The following is a 25,720-nucleotide window of genomic DNA, read 5'->3' on the forward strand; positions in this document are numbered from 1 at the left end:
CGGTGTGTGTCCGGGCTTCAACAGCCCTTACGCGTGGCCTCAGTTGTGGCCGAAGCGCTTCTGGTGCTTGCGGGCTACGTCCGCGGGGCTGCCCTGGGCCTGTGACATCGGCGTGTGCGCCTCCGTCGAGGACCGCTGCGCCTGCTCCTGCGCGCGTTCGGCCTGCGAGGAGCGGTCCTGCTGGCTGCCCTGCTTGCGGTTCTTGTTCTTGGCCATGGTGATTGCCTCCTGTGGGGCCCGAGGGGTCAGGGCCGGATCCAGATTCACATAGCCTGACAAGCAGTGCATTTCGGAGAATTACCGTGCGTAATAAGCCCTGTCGGAGCGTTATCCCCGGATACGCCACGCCGAAGATCGAGTTCGGGCCGTTAACCTCCGCGGCGTCGGGCAGACTCGAAGGAAGCCCGAAGCAAACATCCCGGAAACCGGAAAGAGGGTGGACCCCGTGGACCGCTGCATCGTCCTGGTGGACGCCGGGTATCTGCTCGGTGCCGCCGCCAGTCTCCTGGCCGGGGAGCCCTCGAGATCCCGGATCACCGTCGACCACGGCGCCCTCATCCAGGGGCTGCGCGACCGTGCCGAATCCGACACGGAGCGGCCCCTGCTGCGTATCTACTGGTTCGACGGCGCCCCCGACCGCGTACCGCAGCCCGAGCACCGCAGGCTCAGGGTGATGCCGCGGGTGACGGTCCGCCTGGGCGCGCTGACCCGCAGCGACGGGCGGTGGGCGCAGAAGGGCGTCGACGCCGCCATGCACGCCGAGCTCACCGAACTCGCCCGCAACCGCGCCTGCTCCGACGTGGTCCTGGTGACGGGTGACGGCGATCTGCTGCCGGGCATGATGGCCGCCAAGGAGCACGGTGTCGCCGTACACCTGTGGGCCGTACAGGCCGCCGACGGGGACTACAACCAGTCCGAGGACCTGGTCGCCGAGGCCGACGAGCGGCGAGTGCTGGACCGGGCCTGGATCACCAAGGCGGTACGGGCCAAGGAGATCGGCGGGATCTGCGCGCCACCGCCGGCGCCGCGTCCCGAGATCGCCGCGATCCTCTCCGCACCGCTGCCCGACTCCTCGCTCGCCGGCTCCGCGGAGCGCCCCGCCCAGGATGTGGAGCACGGCCCGGTCACCGAGTCGCACAACGGCGCCGAGGAGCGCGTTCCGGCCCCCAAGGGCGTCCCCACGCCCAAGGACCTCGCCGCACTGCGCGCGCCCGGCGTCCAGGCCGTCCAGCCCCCCACCAGTGCCACCCTGCGCTGGTCCTCCGACAAGGGGTGGGTCGAGCGCCCGGGGGGCACCACGGAGTCCGCCGAGGCCGCCGCACTGCCCACGCTCGCCCAGCTCACCTCCGCCGAGCAGCGCTGGGCCGACCGGGAGGAGGACATCACCACGGTCGGCGGCGACCCCTACGAGGTCGGACAGGTCTTCGCGCGCCGCTGGATGGGGCGGCTGACGGACCAGAGTCATCTGCAGAAGCTGTCCGCGATGTACCCGCGCGTCCCGCACCGCGTCGACGGCGAGCTGTTGCGCTACGCCGCGCGCTTCGGACTGCTCGCGCACAAGGACGACCAGATCGACGAGCACGACCGCTATGCCATCAGAGCCGGCTTCTGGCGCGAGATCGACGTGCGTACGGCCGCGGAGCACGCCCCTGCCGGGGAGTGAACCGGGGAGCCGTCGAACCCCCGCCGAAGCCCTTCGAGCCGCCGTCCGCTCCTCTTGCGCTTCCTCCGCCGCGGGTGGGCGGGAGCCGGTCACAGGGCCGTCCGAGCCCGTGAAGGAGCCCGCCGGGTCCGGGCCCGCGCAAGAGGCGGCCGAGCGCATGCCGGGCTCGAGACCCGGTCCAGCGCGGCTCGGGACCGGGCTGAGGCGAGGGCCCCGGGCGCATAACGGGGCATCGGACCCCGTAGGCTCGTCCTTCGTGAGTACGCGCACGGCACAGGCAGTCCGGAACGGACACGGGGGCGGTCTCGTGTGCGCGGTGCGCGCGCTGACCAAGACCTATCCGGCCGTCCGCGGACGCCGGGGCGCCCCCGGCACGCCCGAGGTGCGGGCCACCGACGGGGTACGGCTGGACATCCGGCGCGGCGAGATCTTCGGACTGCTCGGGCCGAACGGCGCCGGCAAGTCGACCCTCGTCCGCCAGCTCACCGGACTCATGCGACCCGACAGCGGCAGTGTCGAGATCCTCGGCCACGACATCGTGCGCCACCCCGAGCGGGCGGCGCGGATCCTCGCCTACCTCGGACAGGAGTCCACCGCCCTCGACGAGCTGACCGTGTCGCTGGCGGCGGAGACGACCGGGCGACTGCGCGGGCTGGAGCTCCGCGACGCACGGGCCGAGCGGGACGCCGTCCTCGACGAGCTGGGTCTGACGCCGCTGGCCTCCCGTCCCCTGAAGAAGCTGTCGGGCGGACAGCGGCGACTCGCCTGCGTCGCCGCCGCACTCGTCGGGGAGCGGCCGCTGTTGGTCCTCGACGAGCCGACCACCGGAATGGACCCCGTCGCCCGGCGGGCCGTCTGGGCCGCCGTCGACCGGCGCAGGGCCGAGCGCGGTACGACCGTGCTGCTGGTCACCCACAACGTCATCGAGGCCGAGACCGTCCTCGACCGGGTCGCGGTCCTCGACCGCGGCCGCGTCATCGCCTGCGACACCCCGGCCGGTCTCAAGGAGCGGGTCGCGGGCGAGGTCCGGGTCGAACTCGTCTGGCGCGAGAACGCCCCGCTGGACGTGCCCGAGGTCGCCGCGCTGCGCTCCCGGGCCGTCGAGTCGGGCCGCCGCTGGACCCTCCGGCTCGCGCCCGAGGAGGCCCGCGCGGCGGTCGCCACGGTCACCGGCGGCGCCGCCTTCGCCGCGCTCGACGACTTCACCCTGGCCACGCCGAGCCTGGAGGACGTGTACCTGGCGCTCGGCGGCGACACACAGGGGCTGGTGAAGGCGTGAGCGGGAGGGGCCTGGAATCCGTAGGGGAGTCTGTACGGACGGGGAGGGGCGTCATGGGTGTGCGCAACAGGGACAGGACGGCTGCCCGAGCGAAGAGGAGCAGCTCGACGTGAGTGTCGTACCCGCCGGTGTCGTACCCGCAGAGGTGCTGCCGGGCAGCGCGCTGGCCGTGGCCGAGGAGATCGGCGACGCCGTGGAACTCGGGCCGAGGGCACGGCTGTGGCCCTCCCTCGCCGCCGTGTACCGGGCGCAGCTCTCCCGGGCGCGCGTGGCGCGGATCCCGCTGCTGTTCGTGGCCACCTTCCAGTCCGTCGGGATCATGATCCTGATGCGGGGTGTGGTGGACGGCGGGGGCGAGGCGCGGGCCGTGGTGGCCGGGGCGTCGGTCCTCGTGGTCGCCTTCGTCGCGCTGAACCTCCTCGCGCAGTACTTCGGGCACCTGCGGTCCAGCGGCGGCCTCGACCACTACGCGACACTGCCCGTGCCGCCGGCGGCCGTCGTGCTCGGTGCCGCGGGCGCGTACGCGTCCTTCACCGTGCCCGGGACCGTCGCCACCGCCGTCTTCGGCTGTGTGCTCTTCGGGCTGCCGATGGCTCACCTGTGGGTGCTCGTGGCGGTGATCCCGCTCGCGGGCGCGGCGCTCGCCGGGCTGGGCGCGGCGCTCGGGCTGCTCGCGCCGCGGCCCGAGCTCGCGACGCTGCTGGGGCAGCTGGGCATGTCCGCGGCGCTGCTGCTGGGGGTGCTGCCGGCCGACCGGCTGCCGACGGTCGTGCAGTACGGGCGTGATCTGCTGCCTTCGACGTACGGCGTCGAAGCCTTCGCACGGACTTTCGGGGCGCATCCGGACTGGACCTTCGTCCTCGGTGACCTCGCCGTCTGCGCGGGCGTCGGGGTCGCCTCGCTGGCCGTGGCGACCTGGGCGTACCGCCGGGCGGCCGTCCGGTGACGCGGCCGACGGCCGGGCCTGGCACGATGTCAGGGTGACCGCACCGCTGACTCCGCCTCCGCCGCCGCATCATCAGCCCTCGGACAACGCCCACGGGTGGCAGGCTCCGCCCGCCGGTGGCGCCGCCGGGTACGCCGGGTACGAGAAGGACGGGCCCGGGATGAAGACGGAAGTGCGGGACGCCGCCGTCATCACCGTGGCGGTGGCGTTGGCGGGGGTGCTGCTCGGCGTGCTGTGGTCGTGGCTGGCGCCGCACGTGCCGCTGGTCGCGGACGACAGCGCCGTGTATCTGAAGGACACCGAGGGGGAGCAGGCCATCGGGGTGGACGGAACGTTCACGCTGCTGGCGCTCGGGTTCGGGGTGGTCAGCGCGGCCGTGGTGTTCCTGGTGCGGCGGCGCGGGGGTGTGCCGCTGGTCGTGGGGCTCGCCCTCGGCGGTCTGCTCGGGTCGCTGCTCGCGTGGCGGCTCGGCGTCTATCTGGGGCCCACGCAGAACGTGGTCGCCCATGCCAAGGCCGTGGGCAAGGGGGTGACCTTCTCCGCGCCGTTGAAGCTGGGGGCGAAGGGGGCGTTGCTGGCCTGGTCGTTGGGGGCGTTGGTGGTGCATCTGGGGTTGACCGCGTTGTTCGGGCCGCGGGATCCGGATCCCTATGAGAGTCCCTACTCGGCGTTTCCGCCGGGGCCTTCGGCGGGCTGAGGAGTCCACCGGCCTGGGTGTGTTTCGCCCCCGCCGCCCCTACCCGTCCCATCCGTTCCCGGGGGCTGCGCCCCCAGACCCCCGCCAGGGGCGCTGCGCCCCCTGGACCCCCGCCGTCGCCCGAAGGGCTCGTCCTCAAACGCCGGACGGGCTGGACGTGCGGGCCTGCGCCGGAGATCCGGGCCCGTGCCGGACATGCGGGCCCGCGCTGGGCGGTTCCGGACGAAGCGGGGTCCGGGGGCGGCCGTACCCGGGGTACGGGCGGGACCCCGGTTCAGCCCCGTGCGACAGGCGCGCGTACGGCCTCCGTGAGGGCCGCGAGGTCGTCGGGGGCGAGCTCGACCTCCAGGCCGCGCCGTCCCGCCGAGACACAGATCGTCTCGTGCAGCCGGGCGGACGCGTCCAGCACCGTACGGAGTTTCCTGCGCTGGCCGAGGGGTGAGATGCCGCCGCGGACGTAGCCCGTCGTGCGTTCGGCGGCCGCCGGGTCCGCCATCGCCGCCCGTTTGCCGCCCACCGCCGTGGCCAGGGCCTTCAGGTCCAGGGAGCCCGCGACCGGGACCACGGCGACGACGAGGGCGCCGTCCACGTCCGCGACCAGGGTCTTGAAGACCCGGTCGGGGGAGACGCCCATCGCCTCGGCCGCCTCCTCGCCGTAGGAGGGGTGGGCGGGGTCGTGCTCGTAGGCGTGCACCGTGTACGCGACGCCCGCCGCCGTCAGGGCGACGGTCGCGGGGGTGCCCCCGGACTGCTGCTGTTTCTTCGGTTTCTTCGCCATCGGCCTTCCCGGATGTGCGAGGGGTGTCAGTTCAGGCTCGTCGGACCGCGGGTCAGGTCCGATGCCGGCAAGGACGGCAGATTACGGATGATCGCGGTCTCGGCGCGCAGGAGTTTCAGCTCCTCGCGGAGGCGGGAGGCCGTGTCGGAGGCCTGGAGCAGCTTCTGCTTCGCCGGGACGTCCAGCATCGCGGCGGCCGCCACCAGGTAGGAGACCACGGCCGGTTCGTCCGGGAGGTCGGCGCCGGTGGACAGGGAGCGCTCGCGGGCGCCGGCGAGCCGCTTCTGGTACTGGCGGAAGGCGCGCAGTACGCCTTCGGCGAGCGCGCCCGCCTCCTCGCCCGGCTCCTCCGGCAGTTCTTCGAGCTCGGCGGTGAGGAAGGCGCCGGAGGCCTCCACGGACAGCAGCCGTACCCGCGTCGTTCCGGTGGCCAGTACCTCGAAGCTGCCGTCGGCACGTTCCCGGATGGTCGCCGCGTCCGCGATGCAGCCCACCTCGTGGAAGGCCAGGAAGGGGTTGTCGCCGAAGCCGGCGGCGGGCCCGCGAACGGGCACCGCGGTCTGGTCCGGCATACCGGGGCCGCTCGCCGCGACCTCGTGGCCGTCGCGGATGGCGACGACGGCGAACCGGCGCGGTTCGTCCTCGGGGGTCTTCAGCAGGTCGCGCATCATGGCGCGATAGCGCTCCTCGAAGATGTTCAGAGGCAGCACGAGCCCGGGGAACAATACCGAGTTCAGCGGGAAGAGGGGGAGCCGGACGGTGGTCACGACGGGCAAGCCTAATGGTCGCCGGAGGGAGCGCGTCCGCCGTGCTCACTCCGTGGATGTACGGGCATGCGGGACGCGACCTCCAGACGTACCCCGTCGCGCAGTTCCAGGAACCGGCCCAGGGGGTCGTCGGAGACCCGGTCCCAGGGGAACGACGTGGCGTAGGGACCGATCAGACGGAGCTGTTCCAGGGCGTCCGTCCAGCGCTCCAGCCTGATCAGGACGTAGGTGAGCAGGTTGCGGACCTCGGCGGGCCACGGGTCGGCGGGACCGTAGGCGGCCGAGACCGCGATGGCGAGGTCGGCCGCCGCGTCGAGCCGCTCGCGAGACACCACGGCCCCGCCGCCCTCGGTCAGGAACGCGAAGGCCGCGCGTACCGGGAGGGCCTGCACCAGGGAGCCGGGCAGCGCGTCCTGGGCGGCCCGCTCGGCGAAGTCGAAGCACTCACGGTGCGAGCCGTACCAGGCGGCCGAGAGGTACTTCAGGGCGGCGACGTGGCATCCGTAGTGGTGCGGGGAGCGGCGTACGGCCTCGCCCCACAGCTTCTCGAACTCGGTGTGCCCGGCGTTGGTCCCCCTGGCGTGGTCGAGCGCGATCCGCCACGGCACCGGGTCGTGCGGGTCCCCCTCGGCGGCGGCCGTGATCAGCGGGCCGACCTGGCGCAGCAGTTCGGCGCGGGCGGGCGAGTCCCACCAGCGGCGCACCGCGAGTTCGGCCTTGACCAGCAGCGCGTCCGGGTCGTGCGGGGAGTCGCTCTGCCAGGTGTCGAGCCATTCGCCGCGGCAGCGCGCGAAACCGGCGAGACGCATCGTGTAGCGGTCGCGGTTCTCCCACTCGGCTGCCTCACGCGTGGTGGCGAGCAGCTTGGCCGTGGTGCCGTACTCGCCGCGGCCCGCGCTGACCAGGGCCGGCCCGAGCCGGTCGTCGGGGGCGTCCAGCAGGACCTCGTCGTCGGCGGGCAGCCCGGCGGCGAGACGTGAGGAGTTCCGGGCCATCCGGGCCGTACGGATGAGCGCGCGCAGCAGTGCCATGGTGTCGACCATTGAAAGCCGCAGGTCGGGGCCGTGCCAGAGGGGGGCGGTGACGCTTTCGTAACCGTCGATTGGTTGTACGTCGAACAGTCAAGAATGGGCAAAAAGTGACCGTTTCTCAGCTATTGAACCTTGGTCAACAATAGTGGCCGCGCCCCGGCCCCACCGCCGTCAGCTGCGTCGCAGCAGCCGTGTCGCTCCCGCCGCCACCGTCGTCGCCAGGATCCAGCCGAGCAGGATCACCACCGCGGCCAGCCACTGCCAGCCGCCGCGCAGCTGCCAGACGCCCACCTGCCCCAGGTCGACCACGGGCAGCAGCAGGTCCAGCGCGAACAGCGCCGCGTTCCACGGCGGATGTCCGCCGTCGTCGACCGGCGGATGGCTCGCGTGCGAGAAGGCGATCGACGTCGCCGCCCAGAGCACCGCCATCCACAGGGCGGCACGGCCGGGCCGGTACCCGTAGGCGACCGTCCAGTCCTGCGCGTACCCCCACAGCTTGGCCGCGAGCGGCAGTGTCTCGCGGCGGCGGCGCTGCTTGGCGAGCAGCACCTCGCGCGCGTCCTCGTCCTCACCGGAGTCGCGCAGCACGGTGGCCAGCCGCTCGTACGGCTCCGGGCTGTACTCGGCGGTCGCCGCCGCCACCCACTCCAGGCGCCGCGTCAGCGGGAACGCGCCCTGGGGCACGAGGTTCTCGTAGCTGAAGCCGCCCATGTGCAGATTGCCCGGCGGGGGCCAGCTGTCCGCGCGGTCGACCAGGTTGACGATCCGCGCTCCGGACAGCACGACCTTGCCCCGCTCGGGCCGTTCCCCGAGAAAGCGAAGTTCCGGCGTCTGCACCCGCAGCAGCGACAGCTCCTGGTCGTCGTCGAAGGTGAAGCGGGCCCGCTCGAAGTCGACCGCGTCCCCGAACCGTCCGTCGTCCAGCCGTATCCCGCCCCGGCACTCGAACCGCTGCACCAGGGTGCCGCGCGCCGGGGTGGTGCCGCTCGTCAGCCAGGGCGCGCCGACGGCCGCGGGTGTCATGTAGAGCGTGCGGTTGACGGTGAGCTGGGGGGCGTTCAGGGCGAGCCGGGTGTACGGATTGCTCAGGCTGCTGCCGCGCAGACTGAGCGAGACGCCGACGGTCGCGCCGCGCAGGCTCAGCTCGCCGTGCGACTCCAGCATCTCCGCCTGCAGATCCTGCCCCACGGTCATGCCGTCGCCGGTGATCGAGCGGCCGCGCCGGTCCCGGTACACCACGGCCTGGTTGAGCATCAGGTCGGTGCCGATGTGCGCGTCGGTCAGCCGTACGCCGTTGTGGAAGCGGCAGCGCGGCAGATGCAGGTCGCCCTCCGTGTGCACCCGGGCGGCCTCCAGACGCGGCACCGAGCAGTCGACGAGGCGTACGGTCGTGAAGCGGGCCTCCGGCAGCAGGATCTCCTTCTCGAACCGGCACCCCTTCAGCTCGACGTACGGCACCACGGTGCCGCCCGCGAGGTCCAGGACGTCGGAGATCTGCACGCCGGTCAGCTTCAGGGAGGCGACCCGGCCCTGCAGGGCGGGCGGCCCGTCGAGCAGCAGCCACGCCACGATCCGAGCCCGCACACTGCGCTCGGGCCCCCAGGGGTGGCCGCCGTGCGGATCGTCCACGGCGGTGTCCCCGTCGCGCAGGTCGTACACGCTGCCGTTGCGGAAGGCCTGCCACATCCCGGCCTCGGCGGCGGTCAGTTCGTCCGGCAGGTCCCCGGCGCGGATGCCGGCACCCTCGGTCACGGTGCTTCCCTTCCTCCCCAACTACTCGCGGGTTCGTACAACCGTTCATGCCCGCTGTGTGACAGGCCGAACGCTACTGGTGACGGCGATGTCCCGGGGGAGACACGGGTGGCTTGTATCAGCCATTGATACAGGCGACCGGCGCCTTATCTCGGTCTGAGAGAATTGCCTACGTGATCTCCCGAATCGATCTGCGCGGCGACGCCCTCCCCGAAGGCACCGCCCTGCGCGACCTGCTGCCCCGAGCCGACTTCGACGTATCGGCCGCCCTGGAGAAGGTGCGCCCGATCTGCGAGGCCGTGCATCATCGGGGGGACGCGGCGCTGATCGACTACGCGGAGAAGTTCGACGGCGTTCGGCTGGAAGCCGTGCGGGTCCCGGCCGAGGCCCTCATGGACGCCCTGGAGCGGCTCGACCCGGCCGTCCGCGCGGCCCTGGAGGAGTCCATCCGCCGGGCCCGTCTGGTCCACCGCGCGCAGCGCCGCACCTCGCACACCACCCAGGTCGTGCAGGGCGGCTCGGTCACCGAGAAGTGGGTACCGGTCGACCGCGTCGGGCTGTACGCGCCCGGTGGCCGCTCCGTGTACCCGTCGTCCGTGATCATGAACGTGGTCCCGGCGCAGGAAGCCGGCGTCGGGTCCATCGCGCTCGCCTCCCCGGCCCAGTCCGCGTTCGGCGGCCTGCCGCACCCGACGATCCTCGCGGCCTGCGCCCTCCTCGGTGTCGACGAGGTGTACGCGGCCGGCGGCGCCACGGCCGTCGCGATGTTCGCGTACGGCACCGAGTCCTGCCCGTCCGTCGACATGGTGACCGGCCCCGGCAACATCTGGGTCGCCGCCGCCAAGCGCTACTTCACCGGCCGGATCGGCATCGACGCGGAGGCCGGACCGACCGAGATCGCCGTCCTCGCCGACGAGACCGCCGACCCGGCGCACGTCGCCGCCGACCTGATCAGCCAGGCCGAGCACGACCCCCTGGCCGCGGCCGTCCTGGTCACCGACTCGCCCGCCCTCGCGGACGCCGTGGAGAAGGAACTGGAACCGCAGGTCGCGGCCAGCAAGCACATCGACGACCGGATCGTCCCGGCCCTGAACGGCCGGCAGTCCGCGATCGTCCTCGTCGACGGCGTCGACGAAGGTCTGCGGGTCGTCGACGCCTACGGCGCCGAGCACCTGGAGATCCAGACGGCCGACGCGGCGGCGGTCGCCGACCGGGTCAGGAACGCCGGAGCGATCTTCGTCGGCCCCTGGGCCCCCGTCTCCCTCGGCGACTACGCGGCGGGCTCCAACCACGTGCTGCCCACCGGCGGCTGCGCCTGCCACTCCTCGGGCCTGTCCGTCCAGTCCTTCCTGCGCGGCATCCACATCGTCGACTACACGCGCGAAGCGCTCGCCGACGTGGCGCACCACGTGGTGACCCTCGCGGAGGCGGAGGACCTGCCCGCGCACGGCGCGGCGATCAAGGCCAGGTTCGGATGGAAGGTACCCGAGGGCAAGTGACCGGCATCGACGATCTCCCCGTACGGGACGAGCTGCGCGGCAAGTCCCCCTACGGCGCGCCCCAGCTCGACGTCGCCGTACGGCTGAACACCAACGAGAACCCCTACCCGCTGCCAGAACCCCTCGTCGAGCGGATCGCCGAGCGGGTGCGTGAGGCCGCCCGCGACCTCAACCGCTACCCCGACCGGGACGCCGTGCAGCTGCGCACCGAGCTGGCCAGGTATCTGACGAGGACCGGCGGACACCGGGTCGGCGTCGAGAACGTCTGGGCGGCCAACGGCTCGAACGAGGTCATCCAGCAGCTGCTGCAGACCTTCGGCGGACCCGGCCGTACGGCCATCGGCTTCGAGCCCTCGTACTCGATGCACGCGCTGATCGCGCGCGGCACCGGCACCGGCTGGATCCCCGGCCCGCGCGACGAGGACTTCACCATCGACCCCGCCGCCGCCGAGCGGGCCGTCGCGGAGCACCGCCCCGACGTCGTGTTCCTCACCACCCCCAACAACCCCACCGGCAACGCGCTGCCGCGCGAGACGGTCGTCGCGCTGTACGAGGCCGCACAGGCGGCCAGGCCGTCGATGGTCATCGTGGACGAGGCCTACGTCGAGTTCAGCCACGGCGACTCGCTGCTGCCGCTGCTCGAAGGACGGCCGAATCTCGTCGTCTCCCGCACGATGTCGAAGGCGTTCGGCGCGGCCGGGCTGCGCCTGGGCTATCTCGCCGCGCACCCGGCGGTCGTCGACGCCGTGCAGCTCGTACGGCTGCCCTACCACCTGTCGGCCGTCACCCAGGCCACGGCCCTGGCCGCCCTGGAGCACACCGACACCCTGCTGGCCTACGTGGAGCGCCTGAAGGGCGAGCGGGACCGGCTGGTCACCGAACTGCGCGCGATCGGGTACGAGGTGACCGAGTCGGACGCCAACTTCGTGCAGTTCGGGCGGTTCGCGGACTCGCACGAAGCGTGGCAGAAGATCCTCGACCGGGGCGTCCTGGTCCGGGACAACGGCGTACCGGGCCGGCTGCGGGTCTCCGCGGGCACCCCGGCCGAGAACGACGCGTTCCTGGACGCGGTCCGTGAGCTGAAGAAGGAGCAGAGCGCATGAGTCGCGTCGGAAGAGTGGAGCGGACGACCAAGGAGACGTCGGTCCTCGTCGAGATCGACCTCGACGGGTCCGGCCAGGTCGAGGTGTCGACGGGCGTCGGCTTCTACGACCACATGCTCGACCAGCTCGGGCGGCACGGTCTGTTCGACCTGACCGTGAAGACCGAGGGCGACCTCCACATCGACTCGCACCACACCATCGAGGACACCGCGCTCGCCCTGGGTGCGGCCTTCAAGCAGGCGCTCGGCGACAAGGTGGGCATCTACCGCTTCGGCAACTGCACGGTCCCGCTGGACGAGTCGCTCGCCGAGGTGACCGTCGACCTCTCGGGCCGCCCCTACCTCGTGCACACCGAGCCCGAGAACATGGCGCCGATGATCGGTGAGTACGACACGACGATGACCCGGCACATCCTGGAGTCCTTCGTCGCCCAGGCCCAGATCGCGCTGCACGTGCACGTGCCCTACGGGCGCAACGCGCACCACATCGTGGAGTGCCAGTTCAAGGCCCTGGCCCGGGCGCTGCGCTACGCCTCCGAGCGCGACCCGCGCGCCGCGGGCATCCTCCCCTCCACGAAGGGCGCGCTGTGAGCGCGGCCCGAGCGGCCACCGTGCCGCACACGACGACGACGCCCGCCGCGTTCTGCCACGCGGGCGCAGAAGCGAACGGAAAGACACTGTGACCGGCCTGTCGAGCATCCTGATCGTCGTCGGACTCTTCCTCCTCGGCGGCATCTACTCCTTCGTCAAGCAGGAGATGCCCAGGAGCCTCATCGTGCTGCTCTCCATCGGCGCCGCGATGTGCCTGGTCGCGGGGGTCATGAGGCTGGCGGTGTGGAGTTGAGCGGCTCCAGGAAGGTCGTCGTCTTCGACTACGGCTTCGGGAACGTGCGCTCCGCCGAGCGCGCCCTCGCCCGCGCCGGCGCCGACGTCGAGATCACCCGTGACTACGACACGGCCATGAACGCGGACGGGCTGCTGGTGCCGGGCGTCGGCGCCTTCGCCGCCTGCATGAAGGGCCTCAGGGACGCCCGCGGTGACTGGATCATCGGCCGCCGTCTGGCGGGCGGGCGCCCGGTGATGGGCATCTGCGTCGGCATGCAGATCCTCTTCGCACGGGGCATCGAGCACGGCGTGGAGACCGAGGGCCTGGACGAGTGGCCGGGCTCGGTCGAGCCGTTGCAGGCCGACATCGTGCCCCACATGGGCTGGAACACGGTCGAGGCACCGGCGGACTCGCGGCTCTTCGCGGGGCTCGGCGCCGACGCCCGCTTCTACTTCGTCCACTCGTACGCCGTCCACGACTGGTCCCTGGACGTCACGAACCCGGCGATCCGCGCGCCCCTGGTCACCTGGGCGACGCACGGCGAGCCCTTCGTGGCGGCCGTCGAGAACGGTGCGCTGTGGGCCACCCAGTTCCACCCCGAGAAGTCCGGCGACGCCGGAGCCCAGCTCCTCACCAACTGGATCGGAACACTGTGAGCAAGCTCGAACTCCTCCCCGCCGTCGACGTCCGCGACGGCCAGGCCGTCCGGCTCGTGCACGGCGAGTCGGGGACGGAAACTTCTTACGGCTCCCCCCTGGAAGCCGCCCTCGCCTGGCAGCGTTCGGGCGCCGAGTGGCTGCACCTGGTCGACCTGGACGCCGCCTTCGGAACCGGTGACAACCGCGAGCTGATCGCCGAGGTCGCCGGCGCCATGGACATCAAGGTCGAGCTGTCCGGTGGCATCCGCGACGACGACACGCTCGCCGCCGCCCTCGCCACCGGCTGCACCCGCGTCAACCTCGGCACCGCCGCCCTGGAGACCCCCGAATGGGTCGCCAAGGTCATCACCGAGCACGGCGACAGGATCGCGGTCGGCCTCGACGTACGCGGCACGACACTGCGCGGACGGGGCTGGACCCGCGACGGCGGCGACCTCTACGAGACGCTGGAGCGCCTCGACTCCGAGGGCTGCGCGCGCTACGTGGTCACGGACATCGCCAAGGACGGCACGCTGCAGGGCCCGAACCTGGAACTGCTCAGGAACGTCTGCGCCGCGACGGACCGCCCCGTGGTCGCCTCCGGCGGGGTCTCCTCCCTGGACGACCTGCGCGCCATCGCCGCGCTCGTGCCCCTCGGCGTCGAGGGCTCGATCGTCGGGAAGGCCCTGTACGCGAAGGCGTTCACGCTGGAAGAGGCCCTGGAGGCGGTGGCCCGGTGAGCGGCGTCCGACGCGTCACGAGCGGCGCGCCCTGGGAGGAGACCTTCGGGTACTCCCGCGCCGTGGAACTTCCCAACGGTTTGGTGCTGGTCTCCGGCTGCACCTCCGTGATCGACGGCTCGATCGTCGACGGCGGCCCCTACGAGCAGGCGATCACCTCCTTCGGTGTCGCGCTCGCCGCGCTGAAAGAGCTCGGACTCGGCCGCGACGACGTCGTACGGACCCGTATGCACCTCACCCATGCCCGGGACGTGGAAGAGGTCGGACGCGCCCACAAGGAGCTCTTCGACTCCGTCCGCCCCGCCGCATCCATGATCATCGTCTCCGGCCTCGTGGACCCGCGGCTGGTCGTCGAGGTCGAGGTCGAGGCGTACCGGGAGGCGTCGCAGTCATGACCCTGGCCGTACGAGTGATCCCCTGCCTGGACGTGGACGACGGCCGGGTCGTCAAGGGCGTCAACTTCCAGAACCTGCGCGACGCGGGCGACCCGGTCGAGATGGCCAAGGTGTACGACGCCGAGGGCGCCGACGAACTGACGTTCCTGGACATCACCGCGTCCTCCGGCAACCGCGGGACCACGTACGACGTGGTGCGGCGCACGGCCGAGCAGGTCTTCATCCCGCTGACCGTGGGCGGCGGGGTGCGCACCGCCGAGGACGTGGACAAGCTGCTGCGGGCGGGCGCGGACAAGGTCGGCGTCAACACGGCCGCGATCGCCCGGCCCGACCTCATCCGTGAGATCGCGGAGCGTTTCGGCCGTCAGGTCCTCGTGCTGTCGGTGGACGCCCGGCGCACGGAGAGCGGTTCCTTCGAGGTCACCACCCACGGGGGCCGCAAGGGCACCGGCATCGACGCCGTCGAATGGGCCCACCGGGCCGCCGAGCTGGGCGCGGGCGAGATCCTGCTCAACTCGATGGACGCGGACGGCACGAAGGACGGCTACGACATCGAGATGATCGAGGCCGTCCGCAAACACGTCACCGTGCCGCTGATCGCCAGCGGTGGCGCGGGCCGGCTCGCCGACTTCCCGCCCGCCGTCGGCGCGGGCGCCGACGCGGTCCTCGCCGCGTCCGTCTTCCACTTCGGGGACCTGCGGATCGGCGAGGTGAAGGAGACGCTGCGGGAGGCGGGACATCCGGTCCGCTGAACCGGCCGACCCCGCCGGACGTGCTGAACCGGCCGACCCCGCCGGACGTGCTGAACCCGCCGACCCCGCCGGACGCACTCGACCCGCCGACCGCGCCGGATCCGCGGGGCCCGACGCCGCGATCAGTGGCCACCTGGCCCTGATCGCCGTGTCCGGGTCCCTCGGGCGGCGGGGATTCCGCGGCGCCGCCGGGTGGCCGGGGCTTTGTGCCGTCGGGCGGCGATGACGGCCGGTGCGCGGACCGTGGGGGCGGGAGCGCCCGGGGTGCCATGCCCCGGAGCGCGCCCCGCGCTCAGATCCCGAGCCGGTTCGTCTCGTGCAGCTTCGCGATCGCGTCCTCGTCGCCCGCCAGCTCCACGTCGGCCGCCTTCTGCCGCCCGAACGCGAACATCAGCAGCTCCGAGGGTTCACCGGTCACGGTCACGACCGGCGTGCCCTTGTGCGCGACCGCCGTCTGCCCGTCCGGGCGGCGCAGCACCAGTCCGGTCGGCGCGCCCCGGCCGGCCAGCCGCGCAGTGCGCTCCAGCCGGGACCACAGGGCGTCCTGGAAGACCGGGTCCAGCTCGCGCGGCGTCCAGTCGGGCCGCGCCCGCCGTACGTCCTCGGTGTGGACGTAGAACTCCACCGTGTTCGACGCCTCGTCGATCTGCTTCAGCGAGAAGGGCGAGAGGCGCGGCGGTCCCGTTCGGATCAGCTGGATCAGCTCCTCGTACGGCTTCTCCGTGAACTCCGCCTGCACCCGCTCCAGGCGTGGCGCGAGCTGTTTGATCAGCAGCCCGCCCGCGGCGTCGGCGCGGCGCTCGCGCACCACCACGTGCGCGGCGAGGTCACGGGTGTTCCAGCCCTCGCACAGGGTGGGGGCGTTCGGACCCGCGGTCTCCAACAGGTCGGCGAGCAGAAGCCGTTCACGCTTGGCATGGGTCGACATGACGGCAAGCCTACGACCGCCCCGGCACTCCGCCCAGTGGAGGGAGGCGTACCGGGGACACAAGAGGGGCATCGGGGGGAGACGGGGTCCGGCCTGTGGACAACCGCCGGACGCGTCCCACCGGCGCGGCACAATGGTCCCCATGACCAGCACGCCCCCGCCCAGCGGGCCCAGCAGCCTCGACCCCGAGATCGCCGCGCGCCTCAAGCGCAGCGCCGACGGACTCGTCCCCGCCATCGCCCAGCAGTACGACACCGGTGAGGTGCTGATGCTCGGCTGGATGGATGACGAGGCACTGCACCGCACGCTCACCACGGGCCGCTGCACGTACTGGTCACGCAGCCGCGGGGAGTACTGGGTGAAGGGCGACACCTCCGGCCACTTCCAGTGGGTGAAGTCCGTGGCGCTCGACTGCGACGCCGACACCCTCCTCGTACGGGTCGACCAGGTCGGTGCCGCCTGCCACACCGGGGAGCGCACCTGCTTCGACGCCGACGTACTGCTCGAGGACGCCGTCACCGACGTGACGTCACCAGGTCAGTAAGGTCATCCGCCATGGACCTCGAGACCTTCCGCAAGCTGGCCACCGACCGCCGTGTCATCCCCGTCAGCCGCAAGCTCCTCGCGGACGGCGACACGCCGGTCGCGCTGTACCGCAAGCTGGCCGCGGAGCGTCCCGGCACCTTCCTCCTGGAGTCCGCGGAGAACGGCCGCGCCTCCTTCGCCTGGTCCCGCTACTCCTTCGTGGGCGTCCGCAGCCACGCCACCCTCACGGAGCGCGACGGGCAGGCCCACTGGCAGGGCACCCCGCCCGTCGGCGTCCCCGTCGAGGGCGATCCGCTCGCCGCCCTGCGCGCCACCATCGAGGCGCTCCACACCCCGCGCGGCGAGGGCCTGCCCCCGTTCACCGGCGGCATGGTCGGCTATCTGGGCTACGACATCGTCCGCCGCCTGGAGAAGATCGGCCCCGGCGAGCGCGACGACCTGAAACTCCCCGAGCTGACCATGCTGCTCACCAGCGACCTCGCGGTCATGGACCACTGGGACGGCTCGGTCCAGCTGATCGCCAACGCGATCAACCACAACGACCTCGACACGGGTGTCGACGAGGCCTACGCCGACGCGATCGCGCGCCTCGACGCCATGGAGGCCGACCTCTCGCGCGCCGTCTCGCAGCCCCCCGCCGCGCTGCCGCCCTCCGAGCTGCCCGAGTACACCGCGCTGTGGGGCGGCCCCGACTTCCGGCGCGCCGTCGAGGACGTCAAGGAACGCATCAGGGCGGGCGAGGCCTTCCAGGTCGTGCCGTCCCAGCGCTTCGAGACACCCTGCACGGCCAGCGCGCTGGACGTGTACCGGGTGCTGCGGGCGACCAATCCGTCCCCGTACATGTACCTCTTCCGCTTCGACGGGTTCGACGTCGTCGGGTCGTCCCCGGAGGCCCTCGTGAAGGTCGAGGACGGGCAGGCGATGGTGCACCCCATCGCGGGCACCCGGCCGCGCGGCGCCACCGTCCAGGAGGACCAGGCCCTCGCCGACGAGCTGATCGCCGACCCCAAGGAGCGCGCCGAGCACCTGATGCTCGTCGACCTCGGACGCAACGACCTGGGGCGGGTCTGCGAGCCCGGCTCGGTCGAGGTCGTCGACTTCATGTCCATCGAGCGGTACTCGCACGTCATGCACATCGTCTCCACCGTCACCGGCCGGGTCGCGGCGGGCCGCACGGCCTTCGACGTCCTCACCGCCTGCTTCCCCGCGGGCACCCTCTCCGGCGCCCCCAAGCCGCGCGCGATGCAGATCATCGACGAGCTGGAGCCCTCCCGGCGCGGGGTGTACGGCGGTTGCGTCGGCTACCTCGACTTCGCGGGCGACTCCGACACGGCCATCGCCATCCGTACGGCCCTGCTGCGCGACGGCACCGCGTACGTACAGGCGGGCGCCGGAATCGTCGCGGATTCGGACCCCGTCGCCGAGGACGACGAGTGCCGCAACAAGGCGGCCGCCGTCCTGCGCGCGGTGCACACGGCCAACCGCCTCGGCCAGTAGGACAAGGCTCACGTGAACCCCGGGTGACGGTTGGCCCGGGGTTCAGGCGATAGTGGGGTACGTGACTGCTGTACCTCCCCCCCGATCCGAAGCCGCCGGCCCCGCGCGGGCCGGCCGCCGCAGCCTTGGCATCGCCCTGCTCTGCGGCGCCCTCGGCGCGGCAGTGGCCCTGCTCTCCACCCGTCGGAACTGGTCGCTGGGCACGGCGACGGTCGCCGGCGGCGACTTCCCGCTGGCCGCCCGGGGCAGCGACGTCACGGGAGTGCCCGCGGCGCTCGCCGTGGTGGGCCTCGCCGCGCTCGTCGCCGTCTTCGCCGTCCGCCGTTCCGGACGCCTGCTGGTCTCCGCGCTGCTCGCGCTCTCCGGCGCGGGCACGGTCGTCGCGGCGCTGCTCGGCGCGAGCGACGACTCCGCGCTCGACGAGAAGGCCGCTGCCGCCTCCGGCGACACCGCCGCCACCGCGGACGCCCTCAGCCACACCGGCTGGCCGTACGTCGCGGCGGCGGGCGGTGCCCTCATCCTCCTCGCGGGGCTGCTCGCCCTGCGCTACGGTCGGCTGTGGCCCGCGATGTCGGGACGCTACGAACGCGACGGGACGCCCCGGCCGCGCAAGGCCAGACCTGTCGACCCCGACCGGCCCGAGGACCTCTGGAAGGCCCTCGACCGCGGCGAGGACCCCACGGGGCCGGATCCGGCCGGGACCTAGGTCCCCGGTCCTGCGGCCTCTCTCCCAGGGCCTTCAGCGGGCCCTCGGACCCGGACCCGGTCACGACGTGACGCATCAGACGTGTGACGAGCGACCCCCGCGCTCACGATGGACGTCCGAGTACGGGACAATGGACCGTGAGCGTCCGACTCACACACGCACACAGCAACGAGGAGCAAGTCATGGCGGGCAGCAGCCACGGTCACACCCCGGCCGCCTGGACCGGTGTCATCATCGCCTTCATCGGTTTCTGCGTCTCCGGTGCCTTCATGGTGATGGCCGACCCGCTGGGCTTCTGGGCCGGCATGGTCATCGTTCTGCTCGGCGGTGTCGTCGGCATGGCGATGCGGGCGGCGGGTCTGGGCCAGCCGAAGACCGGCACCGCGTCCGTCTCCACCCCGCCCGTCCGTGAGGCCGTCGGCGCCGAGAGCTGACCCGAGAAGCTTCTCCAGAGGCGGTCCCGGCGCCGGGGCCGCCTCTCGCGTGTCCGTGACGCGCGCCCCGCACGTGGGAGGGGCAGAATGCGTGACGTGAACGCCGAAACCCAGAGGGCACCGCGCACGCGCGTCCCGCTCGCACTGCGGCGTCTCGGCGTCCCGGCCGGTGTGCTCGGGGCCGTCGTGGCCGCCTTCGCGTACGTCGGGGCCGTGGACCCCAATCAGCCGGGGCACTACCCCGTCTGCCCGCTGCTGCGCTTCACGGGCGTGTACTGCCCCGGCTGCGGCGGTCTGCGCAGTGCGCACGCCTTCGTGCACGGGGACCTCGCCACGGCGCTCACGGACAACGCGCTCGCCGTCGTGGGCTATCTGGCCTTCGCGGTGGTGTGGACCGTCTGGGTGGTCCGTTCGGCACGTGGCCGACCGCCGCGGACCGACCTGGGACCCGTGCAGCTGTGGAGCGTCGGCGCTGTGGCGCTGATTTTCACGGTTGTCCGGAACCTGCCCTTCGGTGGCTGGCTGCACCCTTGATCAAATGACAAATGTCCAGGTAGTGGGACCGGCGTCAACCGGATGTGAGGCATGGCTCCTCCTGCGGATACCATCGGAGTGACCCATCGGTACCGCCGGGACGGCGGTACCGGGTCGACAAGCTCAACCGCTTCAACCGTTCACCGTCAGGGAAGGGGGCCGCTCGCGTGAGTGTGCTCGACGAGATCATCGACGGAGTCCGTGCCGACCTCGCGGAGCGGCAGGCGCGCGTCAGCCTCGACGAGCTCAAGGAGCGCGCGGCGAAGGCTCCTGCGGCCAAGGACGGCGTGGCAGCCCTGCGGGGTGACGGCGTCAAGGTCATCTGCGAAGTCAAGCGCTCCAGCCCGTCCAAGGGCGCGCTCGCCGCGATCGCCGACCCGGCCGGACTGGCCGGCGACTACGAGGCGGGCGGCGCGTCCGTCATCTCGGTCCTGACCGAGCAGCGCCGCTTCGGCGGCTCGCTGGCCGACCTGGAGGCCGTCCGCGCCAAGGTCGACATCCCCGTGCTGCGCAAGGACTTCATCGTCACGTCGTACCAGCTCTGGGAGGCCCGCGCGTACGGCGCCGACCTCGCCCTGCTGATCGTGGCCGCCCTCGACCAGCCGGCCCTGGAGTCCCTCATCGAGCGTGCCGAGTCCATCGGGCTCACGCCGCTCGTCGAGGTGCACGACGAGGACGAGGCCGAGCGGGCGGTGGACGCCGGCGCGAAGGTCATCGGCGTCAACGCGCGCAATCTGAAGACCCTCAAGGTGGACCGCTCCACCTTCGAGCGGGTCGCCCCCGAGATCCCGGCCGGCGTCGTCAAGGTCGCCGAGTCCGGCGTCCGCGGACCGCACGACCTCATCGCGTACGCCAACGCGGGCGCCGACGCGGTCCTGGTGGGCGAGTCCCTCGTCACCGGGCGCGACCCGAGGACGGCGGTCTCCGACCTCGTCGCGGCCGGGGCCCACCCCGCGCTGCGGCACGGACGGAACTGACGGACCTGTGGCCACCCCGACCCACGCCCTCGCCGTTCCCCGTCCGGGCCCGCGCCCGGACGGCGGTCCGGCGCGCGTGCGGTCGACCGCTCCCGGCTCGGTCCACGACGTGAACGCGGGCCGGCTCTGCGCGCGGTCCGCCGTGACGCTCCCGCCCGCCTCGGCGGCCCGGGACCCGTACGCCCGACTCGCCCGCGGCTGTCGTCCGCGCGGCTGCCGGGCGCCGGCCCGCCGCGTCCACGGACGCCGGGTCCGCTATGTCATCGGCGACGAACCTGGCCAGGTCAACGGCATGCGATGGCGTTCCGGCGCACGCGCACTCGCGTCGTCACCGACCGGCTCCGCCCCGCAGACGGGCTGAGCGGGGCCGGACCGCCGGTCCGCCCGGCGGCGGTCGACCGCCCCCGGGCGGCAACCGTTCCGGCCCGCCGGTTCCCGTCGGCGGCCGTGACCGTCCCGGCACCCGCGAGGACCGCTCAGGGAGCGTCCCGGCACCCGTGAGTCCCCCCGGGGTGCGCCACCTCGGGGTTTCCCCCGGATTCCCCCGGGCCCACCCGTGGCCGTGGCGGGGAGATCCGCCGGCCGGTCCCGAGGGTCCCGAGGGTTCGCCGGCCGTGTCGGTCCCAGGTCCGGCGGGCCTCGCGGTGACACGGTGTGTGTGCGTGCGTACATGGCTGATGTGATCCCATGTCCGACCTTCAACCGGGGCTTTCGCCCCTGCGAGGTAACCGCATGCCCAGCGAGTTCTTCATTCCCGACCCCGAGGGTCAGGTTCCCAGCGCCGAGGGGTACTTCGGCGCGTTCGGCGGCAAGTTCATCCCGGAGGCGCTGGTCGCCGCCGTGGACGAGGTCGCCGTCGAGTACGACAAGGCGAAGGCGGATCCCGAGTTCGCGCGTGAACTCGACGATCTCCTCGTCCACTACACGGGACGCCCGAGCGCACTGACCGAGGTGTCGCGCTTCGCCGAACACGCCGGTGGCGCCCGGGTGTTCCTCAAGCGCGAGGACCTCAACCACACCGGCTCCCACAAGATCAACAACGTTCTCGGCCAGGCCCTTCTCACCAGGCGGATGGGCAAGACGCGGGTCATCGCCGAGACCGGGGCGGGGCAGCACGGGGTGGCCACGGCCACCGCCTGCGCGCTGTTCGGCCTCGAGTGCACCATCTACATGGGTGAGATCGACACCCGGCGGCAGGCCCTCAACGTCGCCCGGATGCGGATGCTCGGCGCCGAGGTCATCGCCGTGAAGTCGGGCAGCCGCACCCTCAAGGACGCCATCAACGAGGCGTTCCGGGACTGGGTCGCCAACGTCGACCACACCCACTACCTCTTCGGGACCGTCGCGGGTCCGCACCCCTTCCCGGCCATGGTCCGCGACTTCCACCGGGTGATCGGGGTCGAGGCACGGCGGCAGATCCTGGAGCGCGCCGGCCGTCTTCCGGACGCCGCCGTCGCGTGCGTCGGCGGCGGCTCCAACGCCATCGGGCTCTTCCACGCCTTCATCCCGGACGCCGGTGTGCGCCTCATCGGCTGCGAGCCCGCGGGCCACGGCATCGAGACCGGTGAGCACGCCGCGACCCTGACCGCCGGCGAGCCCGGCATCCTGCACGGCTCGCGGTCCTACGTCCTCCAGGACGAGGAGGGACAGATCACCGAGCCCTACTCCATCTCGGCCGGTCTGGACTACCCGGGCATCGGCCCCGAGCACGCCTACCTCAAGGACAGCGGCCGCGGCGAGTACCGCGCGGTCACCGACGACGCGGCCATGCAGGCACTGCGCCTGCTCTCCCGCACCGAGGGCATCATCCCGGCGATCGAGAGCGCCCACGCGCTCGCCGGGGCCCTGGAGGTCGGAAGGGAACTGGGCGAGGGCGGGCTGATCATCATCAACCTGTCCGGCCGCGGCGACAAGGACATGGACACGGCGGCCCGGTACTTCGGCCTGTACGACGAAGGCGCCGACGCGGCCGTCCCCGCGGACGCGGACAACGAGAACGCCGAGATCGAGGGGGACGCGAAGTGAGCGGCAACATCCGGCTGTTGAGCGACACCCTCGCCGGTGCCAGGGCGGAGGGGCGGTCCGCCCTCATCGCGTACCTGCCCGCCGGCTTCCCGAGCGTCGACGGCGGCATCGCGGCGGTCAAGGCCGTCTTCGAGGGCGGTGCCGACGTCGTCGAGGTCGGCCTGCCGCACAGCGACCCGGTCCTCGACGGTCCCGTCATCCAGACCGCCGACGACATCGCCCTGCGTGGCGGAGTCAAGATCGCCGACGTCATGCGGACCGTCCGGGAGGCATTCGAGGCCACCGGCAAGCCCGTGCTCGTGATGACGTACTGGAATCCGATCGACCGCTACGGCGTCGAGCGCTTCACCGCCGAACTGGCGGACGCGGGCGGCGCGGGCTGCATCCTGCCCGACCTGCCCGTGCAGGAGTCGGCGCTGTGGCGCGAGCACGCCGAGAAGCACGGGCTCGCGACCGTCTTCGTCGTCGCGCCCAGCAGCAAGGACGCCCGGCTCGCCGAGATCACCGCGGCGGGTTCCGGTTTCGTCTACGCGGCCTCGCTGATGGGCGTCACCGGTACCCGGGAGTCGGTGGGGGCCCAGGCCCAGGACCTGGTGCGGCGCACCAAGGCCACCACCGGTCTGCCGGTCTGTGTCGGACTCGGTGTCTCCAACGCCGCCCAGGCGTCCGAGGTGGCCGGCTTCGCCGACGGAGTCATCGTCGGCTCGGCCTTCGTGAAGCGGATGCTGGACGCGCCCGACGAGGCGGCGGGCCTGGAGGCCGTACGGGTGCTCGCGGGCGACCTGGCGAAGGGCGTGCGCGGAACGCTGTGACGGCCGCGGTCCGGACACGTGGCGCGGGACAGCGGTCCAGGCACGTGACGGGCAGCCGTTCAGGCACGTAGAGGGACGATCCGCTCACTCGAACGGGTGGACCTGGGACCGGGGAGGCGCGCTGCGCCTCCCCGGTTCGTTCTGCCCGATGTGAGCGAGAAGAACCGTGAGGGAAAGAGCACCGCCCGTGAGCGGCTGGCGGTCGAGCGACAGAAGCAGAAGGGTGCGGAGAAGCGCCGCCGGGCGCTGATCGTGGGCGCGTCGGTGGTGTGCGTTCTCGCCCTCGCGACGGTGGTGGGCGTGCTGGCCGCCGGCGCGGGCAAGGACAAGAAGAACACCGCGGCGGGACCGGCCGTGGCGCCCTCGGGGGCGACCGGCAAGGACGGTCTCGCGATCCCCGTCGGCAAGGACGGCGCCAAGTCGACCCTCACGGTCTGGGAGGACTTCCGCTGCCCGGCGTGCGAGTCCTTCGAGACGGTGTACCGCCCGACGATCCGCCAGCTGGTGGACGCCGGTCAGCTGAAGGTCGAATACCACCTGGTCACGCTGATCGACGGGAACATGGGAGGCAGCGGCTCCCGGCACGCGGCCAACGCGGCGGCCTGCGCCCAGGACGCGGGCAAGTTCGCCGCGTACCACGACGTGCTGTACGCGAACCAGCCCAAGGAGACCGACGACACGTTCGCCGACAACGGCAAGCTCATCGAGCTGGCGGGCAAGGTCGACGGCCTCGACACCCCGGGCTTCCGGGCGTGCGTCAACGACGGCAGGCACGACAGCTGGGTGGCGAAGTCGAACGCGGCCTTCCGGAGCGGCAGCTTCAGCGGCACCCCGACCGTGCTGCTGGGCGGCAAGAACATCTACGCGGACCAGTCCATGACCCCCGCGAAGCTCAAGCAGCTGGTGCAGGCCGAGAACAAGGGCTGAGCCCCCCGATCCGCGACGCCCCCGACCAGCGGCGCCCCCGGCCTGCGAAGGGTCCGGGGGCGCTGCCCGTTATGGACCCGTTGCCGGGGCACCCGCCGCGGGTCCCGCCCGGCACGGTAGCGTCGACCCTGCCATGGAAATTGCCTACATTCCCAGCCCGTCGCACGGTGTGCTGCATCTCGGCCCCATTCCGCTGCGCGGCTACGCGTTCTGCATCATCATCGGCGTCTTCGTAGCCGTCTGGCTCGGCAACAAGCGCTGGATCGCCCGGGGAGGGCGGGCCGGCACGGTGGCCGACATCGCGGTGTGGGCCGTGCCGTTCGGTCTCGTCGGCGGCCGCCTCTACCACGTGATCACGGACTACGAGCTGTACTTCAGCGAGGGCCGCGACTGGGTGGACGCCTTCAAGGTGTGGCAGGGCGGCCTCGGCATCTGGGGCGCGATCGCGCTCGGTGCGGTGGGCGCGTGGATCGGCTGCCGCCGGCGCGGCATCCCGCTGCCCGCCTGGGCCGACGCGCTCGCGCCCGGCATCGTCTTCGCGCAGGCCATCGGGCGGTGGGGCAACTGGTTCAACCAGGAGCTGTACGGCAAGGCCACGGACGTGCCCTGGGCGCTGCACATCACGTCCGCCACGGACGGGCGGGTACCGGGGTACTACCACCCGACCTTCCTGTACGAGTCGCTGTGGTGCGTCGGTGTCGGCTTCCTGGTCATCTGGGCGGACCGTCGCTTCACCCTGGGCCACGGACGGGCGTTCGCGCTGTACGTCGCCGCGTACTGCGTCGGCCGCGGCTGGATCGAGTACATGCGCGTCGACGACGCCCACCATTTCCTGGGTCTGCGTCTCAACGACTGGACCGCGATGGTGGTCTTCGTGCTCGCGGTGACCTACATCGTGGTGTCGGCGCGGCTGCGGCCCGGTCGTGAGGAGATCGTCGAGCCGGGTGCGGACGCCTCCGGCGAGGACGAGGGCGACGGTGAGGCCCGGGCAGGGGCTTCGGTCGGCCTGGACAAGGAGTCGGGCGAGGAGTCGGGCGAGAAGTCCGGGACGAAGGCTGGGAAGACGACGGCTCAGAAGACGAAGGCTGCGAAGGCGACCGACGGCGAGTCGGGCGGGAAGAGCGGGAAGAACGCCGTCGACGAGCAGGCCGGGGCTTCCGGCGGCGAGAAGTCCGACGGGACCGGGGAGAAGGCCGCCGGCAAGGCTGTCGGCGACGACACGGACGTGGAGCCCGGTGCGGGTGCGGGTGCGGCGTCCGGGGGCGCGGCCGACGCCGGGGCCGAGGTGTCCGCGGATTCCGCCGGTGCCGTGAAGAGCGAGGCGGAGTCGGCCAAGAAGGGCTGACGACCGGGTACCCGGAGGGGGGGGGGCCGGGGCTTAATGGGGGCCCCCCCCCGCCGTAGGTGCGGGGGGGGCCGGATTGGCTGATGGGGGGGGGGGGGGGGCGGTGGAGAGGTGGTGGGTACGG

The 25,720-nt window shown here is 72.4% G+C and carries 29 protein-coding genes; 23 read left to right on the forward strand and 6 right to left on the reverse strand.

What is annotated here, in order from left to right:
• Window positions 1-39: 39 nt before the first annotated feature.
• Window positions 40-216: a hypothetical protein gene (locus ACFVTC_RS05255; protein ID WP_351718453.1), complete on the reverse strand. Its 177-nt coding sequence runs from the start codon at window positions 214-216 to the stop codon at window positions 40-42.
• 229 nt (window positions 217-445) lie between these two features.
• On the opposite strand from ACFVTC_RS05255, the gene ACFVTC_RS05260 reads away from it, so the two are divergent.
• From ACFVTC_RS05260 to ACFVTC_RS05275, 4 genes are all read left to right on the forward strand, one after another.
• On the forward strand, window positions 446-1,663 hold the full coding sequence (locus tag ACFVTC_RS05260; RefSeq protein ID WP_390124109.1) for an NYN domain-containing protein: 1,218 nt from the start codon (window positions 446-448) through the stop codon (window positions 1,661-1,663).
• Between the two features lie 307 nt (window positions 1,664-1,970).
• Window positions 1,971-2,942, forward strand: coding sequence for an ABC transporter ATP-binding protein (locus ACFVTC_RS05265; RefSeq protein WP_390124704.1), 972 nt, complete (start codon window positions 1,971-1,973; stop codon window positions 2,940-2,942).
• A 109-nt stretch (window positions 2,943-3,051) separates the two neighbouring features.
• Entirely contained in the window at window positions 3,052-3,888 is an 837-nt protein-coding gene (locus ACFVTC_RS05270) for an ABC transporter permease (protein ID WP_390124111.1), read from the forward strand.
• Between the two features lie 34 nt (window positions 3,889-3,922).
• Complete coding sequence (locus ACFVTC_RS05275; RefSeq protein ID WP_390124113.1) at window positions 3,923-4,585, forward strand: AAA family ATPase; 663 nt, start codon at window positions 3,923-3,925, stop codon at window positions 4,583-4,585.
• Between the two features lie 274 nt (window positions 4,586-4,859).
• Here ACFVTC_RS05275 and ybaK read toward each other — a convergent pair whose 3' ends face one another.
• From ybaK to ACFVTC_RS05295, 4 genes are all read right to left on the reverse strand, one after another.
• Window positions 4,860-5,363, reverse strand: a complete 504-nt coding sequence (ybaK, locus tag ACFVTC_RS05280; RefSeq protein ID WP_390124115.1) for a Cys-tRNA(Pro) deacylase — start codon at window positions 5,361-5,363, stop codon at window positions 4,860-4,862.
• 26 nt (window positions 5,364-5,389) lie between these two features.
• The gene (locus ACFVTC_RS05285; RefSeq protein ID WP_390124118.1) at window positions 5,390-6,130 is read right to left on the reverse strand and encodes an LON peptidase substrate-binding domain-containing protein; all 741 of its coding nucleotides are present in this window, start codon (window positions 6,128-6,130) and stop codon (window positions 5,390-5,392) included.
• Between the two features lie 11 nt (window positions 6,131-6,141).
• Window positions 6,142-7,161: a hypothetical protein gene (locus ACFVTC_RS05290; RefSeq protein WP_390124120.1), complete on the reverse strand. Its 1,020-nt coding sequence runs from the start codon at window positions 7,159-7,161 to the stop codon at window positions 6,142-6,144.
• A 171-nt stretch (window positions 7,162-7,332) separates the two neighbouring features.
• The gene (locus ACFVTC_RS05295; protein ID WP_390124122.1) at window positions 7,333-8,913 is read right to left on the reverse strand and encodes an oxidoreductase; all 1,581 of its coding nucleotides are present in this window, start codon (window positions 8,911-8,913) and stop codon (window positions 7,333-7,335) included.
• 173 nt (window positions 8,914-9,086) lie between these two features.
• On the opposite strand from ACFVTC_RS05295, the gene hisD reads away from it, so the two are divergent.
• The 8 genes from hisD (at window position 9,087) to hisF (ending at window position 14,865) form a co-directional block, all read left to right on the forward strand.
• On the forward strand, window positions 9,087-10,412 hold the full coding sequence (gene hisD, locus ACFVTC_RS05300) for a histidinol dehydrogenase (protein WP_390124124.1): 1,326 nt from the start codon (window positions 9,087-9,089) through the stop codon (window positions 10,410-10,412).
• Window positions 10,388-11,515 (forward strand): histidinol-phosphate transaminase, encoded by a 1,128-nt coding sequence (locus ACFVTC_RS05305; RefSeq protein WP_390124126.1) that lies wholly within the window; start codon window positions 10,388-10,390, stop codon window positions 11,513-11,515. The genes hisD and ACFVTC_RS05305 overlap by 25 nt, the downstream gene beginning before the upstream one ends.
• The gene (gene hisB / locus ACFVTC_RS05310) at window positions 11,512-12,105 is read left to right on the forward strand and encodes an imidazoleglycerol-phosphate dehydratase HisB (protein WP_390124128.1); all 594 of its coding nucleotides are present in this window, start codon (window positions 11,512-11,514) and stop codon (window positions 12,103-12,105) included. The genes ACFVTC_RS05305 and hisB overlap by 4 nt, the downstream gene beginning before the upstream one ends.
• Before the next feature lie 88 nt (window positions 12,106-12,193).
• Complete coding sequence (locus ACFVTC_RS05315) at window positions 12,194-12,358, forward strand: hypothetical protein (RefSeq protein WP_390124130.1); 165 nt, start codon at window positions 12,194-12,196, stop codon at window positions 12,356-12,358.
• Window positions 12,349-12,996: an imidazole glycerol phosphate synthase subunit HisH gene (gene hisH / locus ACFVTC_RS05320; RefSeq protein WP_211117913.1), complete on the forward strand. Its 648-nt coding sequence runs from the start codon at window positions 12,349-12,351 to the stop codon at window positions 12,994-12,996. Before ACFVTC_RS05315 ends, hisH begins: the two co-directional genes overlap by 10 nt.
• Window positions 12,993-13,718 (forward strand): bifunctional 1-(5-phosphoribosyl)-5-((5-phosphoribosylamino)methylideneamino)imidazole-4-carboxamide isomerase/phosphoribosylanthranilate isomerase PriA, encoded by a 726-nt coding sequence (priA, locus tag ACFVTC_RS05325; RefSeq protein WP_390124132.1) that lies wholly within the window; start codon window positions 12,993-12,995, stop codon window positions 13,716-13,718. The genes hisH and priA overlap by 4 nt, the downstream gene beginning before the upstream one ends.
• Window positions 13,715-14,113 (forward strand): RidA family protein, encoded by a 399-nt coding sequence (locus ACFVTC_RS05330; RefSeq protein WP_390124134.1) that lies wholly within the window; start codon window positions 13,715-13,717, stop codon window positions 14,111-14,113. Before priA ends, ACFVTC_RS05330 begins: the two co-directional genes overlap by 4 nt.
• Entirely contained in the window at window positions 14,110-14,865 is a 756-nt protein-coding gene (gene hisF, locus ACFVTC_RS05335; protein WP_390124136.1) for an imidazole glycerol phosphate synthase subunit HisF, read from the forward strand. The genes ACFVTC_RS05330 and hisF overlap by 4 nt, the downstream gene beginning before the upstream one ends.
• 292 nt (window positions 14,866-15,157) lie before the next feature.
• Here the strand turns inward: hisF and ACFVTC_RS05340 are convergent, their stop codons facing one another.
• Complete coding sequence (locus ACFVTC_RS05340) at window positions 15,158-15,793, reverse strand: TIGR03085 family metal-binding protein (protein WP_390124138.1); 636 nt, start codon at window positions 15,791-15,793, stop codon at window positions 15,158-15,160.
• Between the two features lie 142 nt (window positions 15,794-15,935).
• Here ACFVTC_RS05340 and hisI point away from each other — a divergent pair, with 142 nt between their 5' ends.
• From hisI to lgt, 11 genes are all read left to right on the forward strand, one after another.
• A complete protein-coding gene (gene hisI, locus ACFVTC_RS05345; RefSeq protein WP_390124140.1) occupies window positions 15,936-16,337 on the forward strand; it encodes a phosphoribosyl-AMP cyclohydrolase in 402 nt (133 codons plus the stop codon).
• An 11-nt stretch (window positions 16,338-16,348) separates the two neighbouring features.
• Window positions 16,349-17,836, forward strand: coding sequence for an anthranilate synthase component I (locus ACFVTC_RS05350; protein WP_390124142.1), 1,488 nt, complete (start codon window positions 16,349-16,351; stop codon window positions 17,834-17,836).
• Window positions 17,837-17,888: 52 nt separating this feature from the next.
• A complete protein-coding gene (locus ACFVTC_RS05355) occupies window positions 17,889-18,542 on the forward strand; it encodes a TIGR02234 family membrane protein (RefSeq protein WP_390124144.1) in 654 nt (217 codons plus the stop codon).
• A 182-nt stretch (window positions 18,543-18,724) separates the two neighbouring features.
• Complete coding sequence (locus ACFVTC_RS05360; protein WP_390124146.1) at window positions 18,725-18,976, forward strand: HGxxPAAW family protein; 252 nt, start codon at window positions 18,725-18,727, stop codon at window positions 18,974-18,976.
• Between the two features lie 87 nt (window positions 18,977-19,063).
• On the forward strand, window positions 19,064-19,510 hold the full coding sequence (locus ACFVTC_RS05365) for a DUF2752 domain-containing protein (protein ID WP_390124147.1): 447 nt from the start codon (window positions 19,064-19,066) through the stop codon (window positions 19,508-19,510).
• Between the two features lie 167 nt (window positions 19,511-19,677).
• Window positions 19,678-20,487 (forward strand): indole-3-glycerol phosphate synthase TrpC, encoded by an 810-nt coding sequence (trpC, locus tag ACFVTC_RS05370; protein ID WP_390124150.1) that lies wholly within the window; start codon window positions 19,678-19,680, stop codon window positions 20,485-20,487.
• A 142-nt stretch (window positions 20,488-20,629) separates the two neighbouring features.
• Complete coding sequence (trpM, locus tag ACFVTC_RS05375) at window positions 20,630-20,848, forward strand: tryptophan biosynthesis modulator TrpM (RefSeq protein WP_390124706.1); 219 nt, start codon at window positions 20,630-20,632, stop codon at window positions 20,846-20,848.
• Between the two features lie 371 nt (window positions 20,849-21,219).
• Window positions 21,220-22,512: a tryptophan synthase subunit beta gene (gene trpB, locus ACFVTC_RS05380; RefSeq protein WP_390124152.1), complete on the forward strand. Its 1,293-nt coding sequence runs from the start codon at window positions 21,220-21,222 to the stop codon at window positions 22,510-22,512.
• Complete coding sequence (gene trpA / locus ACFVTC_RS05385; protein WP_390124155.1) at window positions 22,509-23,324, forward strand: tryptophan synthase subunit alpha; 816 nt, start codon at window positions 22,509-22,511, stop codon at window positions 23,322-23,324. The genes trpB and trpA overlap by 4 nt, the downstream gene beginning before the upstream one ends.
• 150 nt (window positions 23,325-23,474) lie before the next feature.
• Window positions 23,475-24,251 carry a DsbA family protein gene (locus ACFVTC_RS05390; protein WP_390124157.1) on the forward strand — a complete coding sequence of 259 codons (777 nt, stop codon included), beginning with the start codon at window positions 23,475-23,477 and terminating at the stop codon, window positions 24,249-24,251.
• 133 nt (window positions 24,252-24,384) lie between these two features.
• Entirely contained in the window at window positions 24,385-25,596 is a 1,212-nt protein-coding gene (gene lgt / locus ACFVTC_RS05395; protein ID WP_390124158.1) for a prolipoprotein diacylglyceryl transferase, read from the forward strand.
• The last annotated feature ends 124 nt before the right edge of the window (window positions 25,597-25,720 follow it).

Source organism: Streptomyces sp. NPDC057950, assembly GCF_042887295.1.
Lineage (GTDB): Bacteria > Actinomycetota > Actinomycetes > Streptomycetales > Streptomycetaceae > Streptomyces > Streptomyces kaempferi.